This is a genomic window from Cupriavidus sp. 22TCCZM04-2, from assembly GCF_057798895.1.
In genome coordinates, this window is the sequence record NZ_JBYOJS010000017.1 from 68403 (window position 1) to 81580 (window position 13178).

Annotated in this window: 14 protein-coding genes; 8 read left to right on the forward strand and 6 right to left on the reverse strand. The window is 67.4% G+C overall.

Going from position 1 to position 13178, the window contains the following annotated elements; all coding sequences use genetic code 11:
• Positions 1 to 8: 8 nt before the first annotated feature.
• Both AC3FKG_RS22550 and AC3FKG_RS22555 read right to left on the reverse strand, forming a co-directional pair.
• Positions 9 to 740, reverse strand: a complete 732-nt coding sequence (locus tag AC3FKG_RS22550; protein ID WP_483711860.1) for a DUF3348 domain-containing protein — start codon at positions 738 to 740, stop codon at positions 9 to 11.
• Between the two features lie 179 nt (positions 741 to 919).
• Complete coding sequence (locus AC3FKG_RS22555) at positions 920 to 2719, reverse strand: cytochrome c biogenesis protein DipZ (protein ID WP_488744168.1); 1800 nt, start codon at positions 2717 to 2719, stop codon at positions 920 to 922.
• Positions 2720 to 2925: 206 nt separating this feature from the next.
• Here AC3FKG_RS22555 and AC3FKG_RS22560 point away from each other — a divergent pair, with 206 nt between their 5' ends.
• The 4 genes from AC3FKG_RS22560 (at position 2926) to AC3FKG_RS22575 (ending at position 5980) form a co-directional block, all read left to right on the forward strand.
• Positions 2926 to 3669, forward strand: coding sequence for a response regulator (locus tag AC3FKG_RS22560; protein ID WP_483711859.1), 744 nt, complete (start codon positions 2926 to 2928; stop codon positions 3667 to 3669).
• Between the two features lie 35 nt (positions 3670 to 3704).
• Complete coding sequence (locus AC3FKG_RS22565) at positions 3705 to 4973, forward strand: ATP-binding protein (protein ID WP_488744209.1); 1269 nt, start codon at positions 3705 to 3707, stop codon at positions 4971 to 4973.
• A 221-nt stretch (positions 4974 to 5194) separates the two neighbouring features.
• Positions 5195 to 5794: a thioredoxin family protein gene (locus AC3FKG_RS22570; protein WP_488744169.1), complete on the forward strand. Its 600-nt coding sequence runs from the start codon at positions 5195 to 5197 to the stop codon at positions 5792 to 5794.
• 51 nt (positions 5795 to 5845) lie between these two features.
• The gene (locus AC3FKG_RS22575) at positions 5846 to 5980 is read left to right on the forward strand and encodes a hypothetical protein (RefSeq protein ID WP_488744170.1); all 135 of its coding nucleotides are present in this window, start codon (positions 5846 to 5848) and stop codon (positions 5978 to 5980) included.
• A 77-nt stretch (positions 5981 to 6057) separates the two neighbouring features.
• Here AC3FKG_RS22575 and AC3FKG_RS22580 read toward each other — a convergent pair whose 3' ends face one another.
• Both AC3FKG_RS22580 and AC3FKG_RS22585 read right to left on the reverse strand, forming a co-directional pair.
• Positions 6058 to 6351, reverse strand: a complete 294-nt coding sequence (locus AC3FKG_RS22580; protein ID WP_483711856.1) for a GYD domain-containing protein — start codon at positions 6349 to 6351, stop codon at positions 6058 to 6060.
• A gap of 248 nt (positions 6352 to 6599) precedes the next feature.
• Positions 6600 to 7112, reverse strand: a complete 513-nt coding sequence (locus AC3FKG_RS22585; protein ID WP_483711855.1) for a MarR family winged helix-turn-helix transcriptional regulator — start codon at positions 7110 to 7112, stop codon at positions 6600 to 6602.
• A 136-nt stretch (positions 7113 to 7248) separates the two neighbouring features.
• Here AC3FKG_RS22585 and badH point away from each other — a divergent pair, with 136 nt between their 5' ends.
• The 4 genes from badH to aliA are packed head-to-tail and all read left to right on the forward strand — an operon-like array spanning position 7249 to position 11720.
• Positions 7249 to 8016 carry a 2-hydroxycyclohexanecarboxyl-CoA dehydrogenase gene (badH, locus tag AC3FKG_RS22590; RefSeq protein WP_483711854.1) on the forward strand — a complete coding sequence of 256 codons (768 nt, stop codon included), beginning with the start codon at positions 7249 to 7251 and terminating at the stop codon, positions 8014 to 8016.
• Between the two features lie 42 nt (positions 8017 to 8058).
• Positions 8059 to 8841: a 2-ketocyclohexanecarboxyl-CoA hydrolase gene (badI, locus tag AC3FKG_RS22595; RefSeq protein WP_483711853.1), complete on the forward strand. Its 783-nt coding sequence runs from the start codon at positions 8059 to 8061 to the stop codon at positions 8839 to 8841.
• Positions 8842 to 8870: 29 nt separating this feature from the next.
• Positions 8871 to 10022, forward strand: a complete 1152-nt coding sequence (gene aliB, locus AC3FKG_RS22600) for a cyclohexanecarboxyl-CoA dehydrogenase (protein ID WP_483711852.1) — start codon at positions 8871 to 8873, stop codon at positions 10020 to 10022.
• Positions 10023 to 10070: 48 nt separating this feature from the next.
• A complete protein-coding gene (aliA, locus tag AC3FKG_RS22605; RefSeq protein WP_488744171.1) occupies positions 10071 to 11720 on the forward strand; it encodes a cyclohexanecarboxylate-CoA ligase in 1650 nt (549 codons plus the stop codon).
• 73 nt (positions 11721 to 11793) lie between these two features.
• Here aliA and AC3FKG_RS22610 read toward each other — a convergent pair whose 3' ends face one another.
• Together AC3FKG_RS22610 and AC3FKG_RS22615 are read right to left on the reverse strand one after the other, a co-directional pair.
• The gene (locus tag AC3FKG_RS22610; RefSeq protein ID WP_488744172.1) at positions 11794 to 12117 is read right to left on the reverse strand and encodes a DUF2917 domain-containing protein; all 324 of its coding nucleotides are present in this window, start codon (positions 12115 to 12117) and stop codon (positions 11794 to 11796) included.
• A 15-nt stretch (positions 12118 to 12132) separates the two neighbouring features.
• Complete coding sequence (locus tag AC3FKG_RS22615) at positions 12133 to 13056, reverse strand: alpha/beta fold hydrolase (protein ID WP_483714369.1); 924 nt, start codon at positions 13054 to 13056, stop codon at positions 12133 to 12135.
• Positions 13057 to 13178: the final 122 nt, after the last annotated feature.

The window sequence follows — 13178 nt, forward strand, 5'->3', positions numbered from 1 at the left end:
TGGTTGGGTTAGCTGTCACGCAGCGCCGCCAGCAAGGCTTCGACGGGTTGGTAACGGATGTCCAGCTCGGCGCGCAGCACGCTCTGCATATCGTTCTGGAAGACGGCGAGCCAGGCACCGGGCGTCACGGGCGCCGGGACGCCCGTCGGCCGCGCCCCGGCCAGCGCGGCTTCCTCGGCCTTGCGCAGGCGCGTGAAGTGCGCTTCGAGCATGCCCGGAATGGTTCCCAGCAGCGCCTGTTCGCGCGCCCCCAGCACGCGTTCCATGACGCCATCTACCATCGCCAGCCGTGCCATGCCGGAGGACCGGGACGCCAGCACCGTGCGCAGGCGTGCGCGCAGGCTGGCGATTTCCGTCTCCATGGTCTGCTGCGAAGTGACGTATCGCTGGCGGAACGCTGCATAGTCGATGACGGTGCCTGCCGGCTCTGGCAGCGCCTGGCGCGGGCGTCCGCGTGGCCGGCTGCCGGCCGCCTTGTCATCGGCAATGGCCGTGGCCAGCGCGGTGCGCACGCGGGCGCACTCGGCTTCCTCGGCCCCGGCCGCGTGCGTTCCGGCCGAGGCCGGCGGATTGCCGTTCAGCGCCGCGGACAGGGCGATCGCCTCCGTCCAGCCGAGCCATTGGCTGAGCTGGGCCGAAAGCGACTGGCCGGATTCGGGGGCGTCATTGCCTGTCAGGCGAACCAGCAGGCGGATCAGCGTCGGACCGCTGAAGCCTGCGCGCCGTGGTGCTTGGAGCATATCGCCAGAGCGAAAAATCCAGCATTTTACTCGGACGCGGGTGCGATTTCGCCGCATTTGTGGCCAGACCGGACTGGCTGGCCCCAAAGCGGCGATTTGATGGGGCGGTTCACGCAGGCTTTGCCTTTGCCCGCCGCCCGAAAACGAGCGCGAAACCGCCGCGAAATGCGCAGGGGAGGCTAGCCGAACGTGAATGCGTAAGCCTGTGCGCCGGGGTCCAGGAAGCGGATTTCGAACGTATGCTCGCCCACCTCGCCGGCCTGCCGCACCAGTTGGTAGAGCCGTGTCTGCGTGACGGCGCCGTTGCCGCCTGCATCGGTATCGGCGCCATGGCTCGCGCCAGGCGGCTTGCCGTCGATCGTCACCACGAAGCGGACCGCCCGGCCATTCGCCGCTGGCCCCAGCACCAGGTGCAGGTCGCGCGCGTGGAAGCGGTAGCGGATGGCGCCATCGGCCCGGTCCAGCGTGGCCTGCTCGGGGCCGATGGTCCATTGGCCGGACAGGCCCCACTCGTTCAGGAGCAGCTTGCCCACGGTGTACTGCCGAGATGCGTCTTGCCGCATCGCGCCCGGCGAGGCGAAATTCACCGCCTGGCTGTAGCCGATATAGGTCTCGTCGGAGCGTACATTGCGCAGGTCCGGCGCCGCCTGTGCGCCGCCCGCTTCGGGCTTGACGACATCGCCAGTCATGGCGCGGTGACCGGCTTCGGCCAGCAGGGTCTGGACGACCCGTTCCGATGTTGCGTAGTCGCCCTCGCCAAACTGGTGGTGGCGGATATTGCCGCGCGCGTCGACAAAGTAGGCGGCCGGCCAGTAATTGTTATGGAACGCGCGCCAGATGCGGTAATCGCTGTCCACGGCCACGGGAAAGCCGATGCGGAAGTCCGCCACCGCGCGACGCACGTTGTCCGGCGACTGCTCGAACGCGAACTCGGGCGTATGCACGCCGACCACCGTCAGGCCCTGGTCCTTGTACTTGTCAGCCCATGCGCGCAGGTAGGGCAGCGTGCGGATGCAGTTGATGCAGGAATAAGTCCAGAAGTAGACCAGCGTGACCTTGCCCTGCAGTTGTTCGCGCGACAACGGCGGCGAATTGAGCCATTGCGTAGCGCCGTCGAGCGGCGGCAACCGGCCTTCCACGCGCAGGCCGCCCGGGAAGCCCACGCCGGTGTCATGGGCGGCCAGCAGCATGTCGGTGCGGCGGCCCGGACCTGCGGTGTCGTTGGCGTCGTTGGCGGCCTGCGGCGCGGGCCGGTCTTTGTGCAAGGCGTCGACCAGCGCCTGTTCGAGCCGCACCGGGCCGCTTGCGGGCAACTGTGCAAGCAGGCCGGTATCGGTGCCGAGTCCGATCGCCAGCACGCCGCCGAGCACGCCGGCACCCAACCCGCGGCGCAGCCACTGGCTCGCGCCCAGGGATCGCTTCATGAGCGCGAAGACGCGTCCGCCGAGGCCCAGCGCCGCCGCCAGCGAGGTCGCCGCGCCAGCGGCATAGGCCGCGAGCGGCAGGGACGTCGAGACACTGGCGCCATGCAGCGCGGCCCCGGTCAACACCAGGCCGAGGATCGGCCCGGCGCAAGGCGCCCACAGCAGCCCGGTGGCGATGCCGAGCAGCAGCGATCCCCAGGGCGAGTCGGAGGCCGGCCCGGATGCGCGGCCGCCCGCCAGCCGGTTGCCGAGCGCCACGAGGGGGCGCGCGAGCATCTCCGCCACGCGGGGCAACAGCAGCGACAGCCCGAAGACGGCCAGCAGCGCCAGCGCGCCGATGCGGCCATAGGCATTGGCGCGCACGGCCCACGCGCCACCGGCCGACGCCAGCGAGGCCACCGCGGCAAAGGTCAGCGCCATGCCCGCCAGCAACGGCAGCCGGCTGCGCACGAATGGCTGCCCGGCCCGGCTGAGGACAAAGGGCAGGACGGGCAGGATGCAGGGGCTCAGGATGGTGAGGACTCCACCCAGGTAGGCAAGGATCAGCAAGGTCATGACGGGTGCCCTTTCGCTCGGGATTGGCTTGGCCCCTATCAGACCGGGCCGGAGTCGCCGCCATGTGTCGCCATGGCGCGGTTTTGTACCGCTTTGTGCGGCCGCAGCCGCCAGATACATGGCGATACACGCAAGACGGGCCACCCTCATACAATGCTGGCAAAGCAGGCTGCCCGATCCCTTCCACTTTTGCCGAGGCCACAACGATGGACGCACACGTCGACCACATCCTGATCGTCGATGACGACCGCGAGATCCGCGAACTGGTCTCCGCCTATCTGACCAAGAACGGCCTGCGCACGACGGTCGCGCCGGATGGGCGGCATATGCGGGCGTTCCTGGAGGCCAACACCGTCGACCTGATCGTCCTGGACGTGATGATGCCCGGCGACGACGGGCTGGTGCTGTGCCGCGAGCTGCGGGCCGGCAAGCACAAGGCGACGCCGATCCTGATGCTGACCGCGCGCGACGACGAAACCGACCGTATCGTCGGCCTCGAGATGGGCGCCGACGACTACCTGGCCAAGCCGTTCGCGGCGCGCGAGCTGCTCGCGCGCATCAAGGCGGTGCTGCGCCGCACGCGCATGCTGCCGCCCAACCTGCAGATCACCGAGGCCGCGGAAATCCTCGCGTTCGGCGACTGGCAGCTCGATACCACCGCGCGCCACCTGATCGACCAGGAGGGCACCATTGTCGCGCTGAGCGGGGCCGAATACCGGCTGCTGCGCGTATTTGTCGACCATCCCCAGCGCGTGCTGAACCGCGACCAGCTGCTGAACCTGACGCAGGGCCGCGAGGCCGAGATGTTCGAGCGCTCGATCGACCTGCTGGTCAGCCGCCTGCGGCAGCGACTCCATGACGATGCGCGCGAACCCAGGCACATCAAGACGGTGCGCAACGAGGGCTATGTGTTCGCCGTGCCCGTCGAGATCCGGGAGGCACGCCAGTGACGTTGCCCGCACGCCACTGGGCGTGGCCCCGCACGATGGGGGCGCGGCTGTTCCTGATCCTGTTCGCCGGGCTGCTGATCGCCCACGGCCTGTCGTTCGCCGTGCTGTTTTCGGAACGCTATATCTCGGCGCGCCAGGTGATGCTGGGCACGCTGGAAACCGACGTCTCCACGTCCATTGCCATTCTGGACCGGCTGCCGGCCAACGAGCGGCCGCAGTGGCTGCCTCGCCTGAACCGGGGCAACTATCAGTACATCCTTGGGCCGGGCCAGCCCGGCATCCCCGAGATGTCCCAGCGGGGACAGGACATTGCCGACCGCATTATGGAGGCCAGCGGCGGCCGCTTTTCGGTCAAGGTGGAATCCATTCCGGGCGACGGCAAGCAGTTGCAGGCGCACCTGACGCTCAGCGACGGCAGCCCGCTGACCATCGACGTGCATCCGCGCATGACACCGATCGCGCAATGGCTGCCCTATGTGCTGGTGGTCCAGCTGTTGCTGCTGGTGCTGTGCTGCTGGTTCGCGGTGCGGCTGTCGATCCGCCCGCTGGTGCAGTTGGCCGATGCCGCCGATGCGCTCGACCCGAACGCGAAGACGGCGCCGCTCGACGAGAGCGGCCCGACCGAGCTGGCGCGCGCGGCGCGCGCGTTCAATGCCATGCGCGAGCGCATCGCAACGTTTGTGGAAGAACGCGTGCAGATCCTTGCCGCGATCTCCCATGACTTGCAGACGCCCATCACGCGCATGAAGCTGCGTGCCGAGATGGCCGAGGAATCCGAGGAGAAGCGCAAGATGGTGAGCGACCTGGCGGAGATCCAGACGCTGGTGCGCGAAGGGCTTGCCTATGCGCGCTCGGCGCACGGCGGCGGCGAGAAGACTTCGCGCATCGACCTCGGGTCGTTTGTCGAGAGCCTGGTCTATGACTACCAGGACACCGGCAAGGCGGTCACGGTGCAGCAGAGCATCGGCTGTGCCATCGAAACGCGCCCACAGGCGCTGCGCCGCATCCTGACCAACCTGATCGACAATGCGATCAAGTTTGGCGGGGCGGCGGAACTGAATGTGCGCCGCGACCAGGATGCCGTGGTCATCGAAGTGCTGGATCGCGGTGCCGGCATTCCGGAAGACAAGCTGGACGCGGTCTTGCAGCCGTTTGTCCGGCTGGAGAATTCACGCAGCCGCGAGACCGGCGGCACCGGGCTGGGCCTGGCCATTGCGCAGCAGCTCGCGGTGGCGATAGGCGGGTCGCTGCGGCTGCGCAATCGCGAAGGCGGCGGGCTGGCGGCGGAAGTCAGGCTGGGCTGAACAGGCGTCGGGAGACGCGCAAGGCCTGCTTGCGCGGGGGCCTTTGTATGCGCCTGTATCACAGCCGCCCGGCGATACGTGGGCACATGCACCGGGCCGCTACGCAACAAGCGCGCGATACATCGGTCGACTTCAATGGAGGTGTGCCAGCGCGATGGACGCGCCGGCCACATTGCCCCAACGACCAGAGAGCGCGACCGGCGTCGCGTCCCAGCTCAATCATGCGCACCTTCCTTCGCGCCGCCATGGCAGCGGCCCTCCTCATTGCCATCTATGTCTTCGGCACCGGGTTCAGTGCCTCCGCCGGCCCGGCCGTCGCGGACCGGGGCAAGGCGCCCGAGTTCACGGACATCGACCACTGGCTGAATTCGCCACCGTTGTCGATGCGAGAGCTGCGCGGCAAGGTCGTGCTGGTCGACTTCTGGACCTACTCGTGCATCAACTGCATCCACACGCTGCCTTACGTGAAGCAGTGGCATGAGAAGTACAAGGACCAGGGGCTGGTCGTGGTCGGCGTGCACACGCCGGAGTTCGCCTTCGAGAAATCGACGGCCAATGTGCAGGAGGCCATCAAGCGCTTCGGCATCCGCTATCCGGTCGCGCAGGACAACGCGTATGCCACATGGTCGGCATTCCACAACCAGTATTGGCCCGCCACCTACCTTATCGATGCGCAGGGCCGCATCGTTTACCACCACTATGGCGAAGGCAACTATGCCGAAACCGAGGCGGTGATCCAGAAGCTGCTGGCGCAGCGCGCGTCACCGCCCGAGGATGCAAAGTCGAAATCGGTCGTTGGGCCGGGGGCCGATCGTTCATAGACTTCAGGCAGGGCCGGCGGATTCACCGTGCGGCCGTTGCAAGGAGTGTGCGTGGCGGATCTGCTCGACTGGATTACCGTGATCGGCGCGGCCGTTGTCGTGTATGCGGCCCTGCGCTACCCGATTTATCCGCCCGGCTTCTACGACGACGAGCCTTCCCGGTCGAGGGCGCGGCAGTCCCAATGAGGCCGCAAGCAGAAAGCGCCTGACACACGCCCGTGCCGGCGCTTTCCGCTGTATCACTGCATCAAGGCGTCAACCCGTCAACGCACCTTGCCGAGAATGCCCTGCATTTCGTCGGCATTGAACGCGCGCAGCGTTTGCGTGCGCACATTGCCCTGCGCGCCGATGGACATGCCGAAGGCGGTGATCGCCGCGTCATCCGATGCTTCCAGTACCAGCGCGATGTCATAGGCGCCGAGCGTCCAGTAGATGTCCTTGACCTGCACGCCGAATTGCGCCCCCATTTCGCGCACCGCGGCGGCGCGTTTTGTGGTTTCCTTCACGGTACGGATGCCCTGGTCGGTGAAGGTTGCCAGCACGAGATATCGGTTCATGGTGTGTCTCCGGCTAGATGGAACGGCGCCGCCGGCGCAACTGGCGTTGACGGTGGCTAGGGGCTTTGGAGGCAGGAGGCAGAGCGATGAAGCCATCGCGCCTTGCGGGATAAGGCCCCCTCGCACCTGAGCAATCCCGGCATCACGCAAGTTGCAAGCCACTCGCCGTACCAGGCGGCTTTCCGGTATTCAGGGCTGGCGCGCAGCACGGTTTGCGGCTCGCGCCGTTGCACACGCGATACGCCGGTTCAGTCGCTTTCCGCATCTGCCGCACCGGTGTCGAGTCCCTGCATGTTGTCCAGCAGCTTGAGCAGGTAATGCAGCGTGTGCGTCAGGTCGTTCGTGGAAAAGCCCTCTAGCGCGCGCTCGTAGTAGTCGCGGATCTTCGGCTGCGCCTGGTGCAGCCACACCTCGCGTCCCGTTTCGCTCATCCGCACCAGCCTGGACCGCCGGTCGCGCCCGTCGGGCGCCAGGCTCACGTGGCCGTCCCGCTCCATGCGGCTGACCAGCCCGGACAGGTTCTGGCGGCTAACCATCAGGTAGCGCGCCAGGTCGCCCACGCTCATGCCATTGGCGGCCTCCGGCCGCGACAGCGCACCCAGGACCGCCCACTGCTGCGTGGTCAGCCCCTCCGCTTCCACGGCGCGCGAACCCGTCTTATGCAACATGTTTGCGCATTGATAGAGGCGGAAGAACAGCCGATTGGCCAGTTCCATCCGCGCGTCTGGGGCGATTGCGTCGCCAAATTCCGGGTTAACCATGATGCCATCCAATGATCGAGAGCCTTGCGCACTGACGCGACACCACCTAGTATATGTCAATATATTGACCTAATTCAGTGACGATGCGTGACGCGCTGGCGGCACGATATCACTGGAGACCTCGTGGGAGAAAGCTGTGCAAGGACTCAAGGGCAAGACGGTCATCGTGACCGGGGGGGGCGGCGGTATCGGCGGCGCAACGTGTTTGCGCTTTGCGCGGGAAGGCGCGGCAGTGGGCGTGCTGGATCTCAGCGTGGAGGCGGCACGGAAGGTGGCGGCGCGCATCGCTGAGGCCGGCGGGCGCGCGCTGGCAATATCTTGCGACATCACCGACCGGGCCAGCGTGGATGCGGCGGTGGCAGCGGTGCAGCAAGAGTTCGGTCCCGTCGACGTGCTGGTCAACAACGCGGGTTGGGATGTGTTCAAGCCCTTTACGCGAACCGAACCGGCGCAATGGGAGCGCCTGATCGCCATCAACCTGACCGGCGCGCTGCATATGCATCACGCGGTGCTGCCCGGCATGGTGGAACGCAAGCAGGGACGCATCATCAACATCGCCTCGGACGCGGCGCGCGTCGGGTCATCCGGCGAAGCCGTCTATGCCGCGTGCAAGGGCGGGCTGGTGTCGTTCTCCAAGACTATCGCTCGCGAGCATGCGCGCCACGGCATCACGGTCAACGTGGTGTGCCCGGGGCCGACGCAGACCGCGCTGTTCGAAGACTACAAGCAGGGCGCTGGCAACCCCGAGAAGCTGGTGGAAGCGTTCACGCGCTCGATTCCGCTGGGCCGCATCGGCCAACCCGACGACCTGCCCGGCGCGATTGCCTTCTTTGCCAGCGACGACGCGGCATTCATCACCGGACAGGTACTCAGCGTGTCCGGCGGCCTGACCATGAACGGCTGATTGCCGGCTCTGCACAAGGTATCCGACAGGAGACAGAACATCATGCAATACGAAGACATCCTCTATGAAGTCCGCAACGGCGCGGCCTGGATCATCATCAATCGCCCCGAGAAGATGAACGCGTTCCGCGGCCGCACTTGCGACGAGCTGATCCACGCGATCAACCGCGCCGGCTACGACCGCGAGATCGGCGCGATCGTGCTCGCGGGAGCCGGAGACAAGGCCTTCTGCACCGGCGGCGACCAGTCCGCGCATGAAGGCCAGTATGACGGCCGCGGCACCATCGGCCTGCCGATGGAAGAACTGCATAACGCCATCCGCGACGTGCCCAAGCCCGTCATCGCGCGCGTGCAGGGCTATGCCGTGGGCGGCGGCAACGTGCTGTGCACGATCTGCGATTTCACCATTGCCTCCGAAAAGGCCGTGTTCGGGCAGGTCGGGCCGAAGGTCGGCTCGGTCGACCCGGGCTATGGCACGGCCTTCCTGGCTCGCGTCGTCGGCGAAAAGAAGGCGCGAGAAATCTGGTACCTGTGCCGCCGCTATCCGGCCGCCGAGGCGCTGGCGATGGGGCTGATCAACGCCGTGGTGCCGCACGGGCAGCTCGATGCCGAGGTGCAGAAGTGGTGCGACGAGATCATGGAGAAGAGCCCGACCGCCATCGCCATCGCCAAGCGCTCTTTCAACATGGACACGGCCCACCAGAGCGGTATCGCCGGCATGGGCATGTATGCGCTGAAGCTCTATTACGACACCGAGGAATCGCGCGAGGGCGTCAGGGCCTTCCAGGAAAAGCGCAAGCCCGAGTTCCGCAAGTACGCGAAGTAATTCACCGGCAGGCAGACCGAGCAGACATCATGAATCCCTACCTCAATGAAGACCTGCAGGCGCTGGCGGAGCATGCGCGCCGGTTCGCGGATGAGCGCATCGCGCCTGGTTTCCTGGAGCGCGACAAGACGCGAGTACTTGACCGCACGCTGATGCGGCAGATGGGCGAGATGGGCTTTATCGGCCCGGAACTGCCGGAGGATTGCGGCGGGCAGGGCATGGGTTGCCTGGCCGCCGGGGTGATCCACGAGGCCGTCGCGCGCGCTGACCTGAGCATGTCGTACGTCAACCTGCTGGCCTCGCTCAACGGGCAAATCCTCGCGCAGCATGCGTTGCCCGAGGTGGGGAAGCCCTGGCTGCGGCGGCTCACGCGCGGCGAGGCCCTGCTGGCGATCGCGCTGACCGAGCCCCGCGGCGGGTCGGACGCGGCGAGCCTGCGCCTGCGCATGGAGCGCGTGGGCGACAGCTTTGTGCTCAATGGCGAGAAGACGTCGATTTCCGCGGCGGACCAGGCCGATGCGGCCGTGGTCTTTGCGCGTACCGGCAGTGTCGAGGATGGCGCGCGCGGCATCTCGGCCGTGCTGGTGCCAATGGACCTGCCGGGGGTCACGCGCAGCCGCTTCGATTGCCATGGCCAGCGTGCGATCGGGCGCGGCTCGATCTTCTTCGAGAACGTACGCGTGCCGGCGGTTCACTTGCTGGGCAGCGAAGGCCAGGGCTTTGTCCAGGTGATGCAGGGCTTCGATTTCTCGCGCGCGCTGATCGGCCTGCAGGTGCTTGCGGTAGCGCAGGCGGCGCTCGACGAGACCTGGGAGTACGTGGCGGAGCGCCAGGCCTTTGGCAAGCCGCTGTCGGCATTCCAGGGCGTATCGCATCCGCTCGCGGATTTCGAGACGCAGGTCACGGCCGCGCGCCTGCTGTGCCTGCAGACGCTGTGGCTCAAGGACCAGGGGCTGCCGCACACGGCCGAAGCGGCCATGTGCAAGTGGTGGGCGCCGCGGCTGGCCTACGACGTGGTGCACCAGTGCTTGCTGTCGTTCGGGCATGGCGGCTATGACCGCGGCGTGATGGAGCAGCGCCTGCGCGATGTGCTGGGCTTCCAGATTGGCGACGGCACGGCCCAGATCATGAAGACCATCATCGCGCGCGGCCGAGCCGGGCGCGCCGCGGTGCCGGCCTGAAGCAGCGGGCAGGCCGGGCTATCCAGACAAGAACACAGGAGACAAGCCATGGATTTCGACGCGGTACTGATTGCGCCGCGCCGCGCGGCGAGCGTGGCGGCGGGGCTGTGGCACGACCGCACCATCAATGACTATTTCGATGCCAGCGTGGCGCGGTCGCCGGACGCGGCCGCTTTGACGTCGCTGCAGGTGGAAAGTGGGGCGATCAGGCGCTTCACGTGGCGGCAACTCGATGCGGTGGTCGCGCGTATCGCCGTGGGGCTGAGCCGGCTCGGGATCGCACGCAACGATGTGGTGTCTTGCCAGTTGCCCAATGGCTGGGAAATCACGGCGCTGTACCTGGCTTGCGCGCGCATCGGCGCGGTGCTCAACCCGCTGATGCCGATCTTCCGCGAGCGCGAGCTGGCGTTCATGCTGGCGCACGCGGGCAGCCAGGTCGTGGTCGTGCCACGGCGGTTCCGCGGCTTTGACCATGCGGCGATGCTGGACGGGTTGCGCGGATCGTTGCCGGACTTGCGCCATGTGGTGGTGGCAGGGAGTGATGGCGCCGATGGGTTTGAAGCCATGCTGTGCGGGCCCGATCGAGAGGAAGATCCCGACGCGCGCGCCATCCTGACGCGCCATCGTCCGGGCCCGGACGACGTCACGCAGCTGATCTATACGTCCGGCACCACGGGGGAGCCCAAGGGCGTGATGCATACGGCCAACACGCTGCTGTCGAATATCCTTCCATATGCGGAGCGGCTGCACCTGGGTGCCGGCGACGTGGTGCTGATGGCTTCGCCGATGGCACACCAGACCGGCTTCATGTACGGCCTGATGATGCCGGTGGTGCTCGGCGCGCAGGCGGTGCTGCAGGACATCTGGGATCCGGTGCAAGCGGCGCGGCTGATCCGCGAAGCGGGTGTCACCTTCACCATGGGATCGACACCCTTCCTGACCGATCTGGCCCGCACGGTGGCGGAAGGCGAACCCGTGCCGAGCCTGCGTACTTTCCTGTGCGCGGGGGCGCCGATTCCCGGTGCGCTGGTGGAGCGCGCCCGCGCGGCGCTGGGCGCCAGCATCGTCTCGGCCTGGGGCATGACCGAGAACGGCGCGGTGACGACCACGCTGCCCGATGATGAGGAAACGCGCGCGTCGACGACCGATGGCGTGCCGTTGCCCGGCGTCGAGGTGAAGGTGGTGGACGGGCTCGACGCTTCCTTGCCTGCTGGCGAAATCGGGCGGCTGCTGGTGCGGGCTTGCTCGAATTTCGGCGGCTACCTCAAGCGGTCCCGGTTGAACGCCACGGATGCCGAGGGCTGGTTCGACACCGGCGACCTCGCGCGCATCGATGCGCAAGGCTATGTGCGCATCGCGGGGCGCAGCAAGGACGTGATCATCCGCGGCGGCGAGAACATTCCGGTGGTGGAGATCGAAACGCTGCTGTATCGGCATCCCGCCGTGTCGCAGGTGGCCATCGTCGCGTATCCGGACGAGCGGCTGGGTGAGCGGGCCTGTGCCGTGGTCGTGCCCAGGGAAGGGCAGGGTTTCGACAAGCAGGCGATGGTGGATTTCCTGAAGGCGCAGAAGGTGGCGCTGCAGTACATCCCGGAGCGATTGCTGGTGTGCGACGCGTTGCCGGCGACGCCTTCGGGCAAGGTCCAGAAGTTCAAGCTGCGCGAAATGCTTCAGGCGCCGACGATCGCAGGTCAATAAAGCAATTAACCGACAAGAGGTCCGCCCATCTGCACGAGCGGGGCGACGCAGTGCGTCGTCCCGCCAACGGGCGCTAGCGACCAGCGGGGAAGGGTTGGGTCAGCCCTAGCAGGCGCCTGAAGCGGCTGCGCCAGGTGCTTCCCGTCGTGGCGCCTGATCGGCAGCGCGTCACGCGCAAGGTGGCCGGGGTGACGGCGTATAGCTCGACGCGGCTGGCTTCGGGCAGCGTAAAGCTCTCGCAGGCGGCCAGCGAGGTGTCTTTCGGATCGCCGTCGCGGATGAGCCACAGCTCGCCTTCGGTGCAGCGCACCGCGACGCTTTCGCCCGGATCCGCTACTACGCGCAGCGACGCGCGGGCGGGCAGGGTGGCTGTCATGTCGTTGCTGACCAGGAACATGGCGGTTCTCCCGTTTCACTGCAAAGCCAGGTCTGGCAGCACCAGCCGTGGTACAGGTTGCTCGGCCACCGGTCGGATGAAGCTGGCGATGCGGGCGATGACACTGGCGTCCTGCAGGATGCGCCGGTGCCCCAGGCCCTCCGTCGTCACCAGTTGCGATTGCGGCCACGCGCCGGCAATGGCGGCGCCGTCCTCCCAGCGCACTTCGCGGTCGTGCCGGTCATGGACGATCAAGGTCGGCGGCACGGGCCGGGTCCGGCCCACCTCCGGCACGTTGAAGGCGGACCACGGCATGCCCAGCCATTGCTCGCTGGCGCGCTGCATGCGCGCGAGCACGCGTGGACCGATGCCGAGCCGCCAGGCCAGGGTCGCGCAGGCAGCCTGCATATCGGCCGGGGGCCCCAGCATGACGGCGGCGCGCACGGGCAGGCCTTCGCGAATCGCCAGCGCGGCGGCGGCACTGCCGAGCGAATGCGAAACCACCGCATGCACCGGGCCCGCGTGCCACGCTGCCGCCAGCAGCGAGCGCGACATCTCCAGCACGGAAGTCTGTGTGCTGCCGCGCACGCCGGCATCCGAGGCGCCATGCGACAGCGCATCGAATGCCACCACGCGCATGCCGGCTGCCAGCAGCCCATCGACAACGGCATGCCACTGGCCTGCATGGCCGCCCCAGCCGTGAGCCAGAAGCACGACAGGGCCCTTGTTGCCCCAGCGGTAGATGCGCACGCGCCGGCTCGGCCCGTGGCCAACGACCAACGCCCAGTCGGCACGCGCGCGCTCGACTACGCGCAGCGCGGCGCCGTTCGGGATCGCATGCCGGGGGCCAAACCACAGCCTTTCCAGCGCTCGCGCGGTGCCGACCGGGTCGAGCAGGCTTCCGGCCTGCCAGCGCAGTCGCGTCAGGGCGTCCTTCGCCCATTGGCCCGGAGCCGTGATCTTCTCGGCGGAGCCTGACGTCGATGATGAAAGTCCCTGCCTCACAACACACCTCCAACGGATTGGGCGCGCGGATCGGTCCCGATCAGGCGGTTCGTGCCTGGTGGCGTCTGCGCTGTTAT

Excerpts from the sequence above, each read along its gene's own strand:
- AC3FKG_RS22550 (WP_483711860.1), bottom strand. The coding sequence starts at position 740 with ATGCTCCAAGCACCACGGCGCGCAGGCTTCAGCGGTCCGACGCTGATC.
- AC3FKG_RS22555 (WP_488744168.1), bottom strand. The coding sequence starts at position 2,719 with ATGACCTTGCTGATCCTTGCCTACCTGGGTGGAGTCCTCACCATCCTG.
- AC3FKG_RS22560 (WP_483711859.1), top strand. The coding sequence starts at position 2,926 with ATGGACGCACACGTCGACCACATCCTGATCGTCGATGACGACCGCGAG.
- AC3FKG_RS22565 (WP_488744209.1), top strand. The coding sequence starts at position 3,705 with ATGGGGGCGCGGCTGTTCCTGATCCTGTTCGCCGGGCTGCTGATCGCC.
- AC3FKG_RS22570 (WP_488744169.1), top strand. The coding sequence starts at position 5,195 with ATGCGCACCTTCCTTCGCGCCGCCATGGCAGCGGCCCTCCTCATTGCC.
- AC3FKG_RS22580 (WP_483711856.1), bottom strand. The coding sequence starts at position 6,351 with ATGAACCGATATCTCGTGCTGGCAACCTTCACCGACCAGGGCATCCGT.
- AC3FKG_RS22585 (WP_483711855.1), bottom strand. The coding sequence starts at position 7,112 with ATGGTTAACCCGGAATTTGGCGACGCAATCGCCCCAGACGCGCGGATG.
- badI (WP_483711853.1), top strand. The coding sequence starts at position 8,059 with ATGCAATACGAAGACATCCTCTATGAAGTCCGCAACGGCGCGGCCTGG.
- aliB (WP_483711852.1), top strand. The coding sequence starts at position 8,871 with ATGAATCCCTACCTCAATGAAGACCTGCAGGCGCTGGCGGAGCATGCG.
- aliA (WP_488744171.1), top strand. The coding sequence starts at position 10,071 with ATGGATTTCGACGCGGTACTGATTGCGCCGCGCCGCGCGGCGAGCGTG.
- AC3FKG_RS22610 (WP_488744172.1), bottom strand. The coding sequence starts at position 12,117 with ATGTTCCTGGTCAGCAACGACATGACAGCCACCCTGCCCGCCCGCGCG.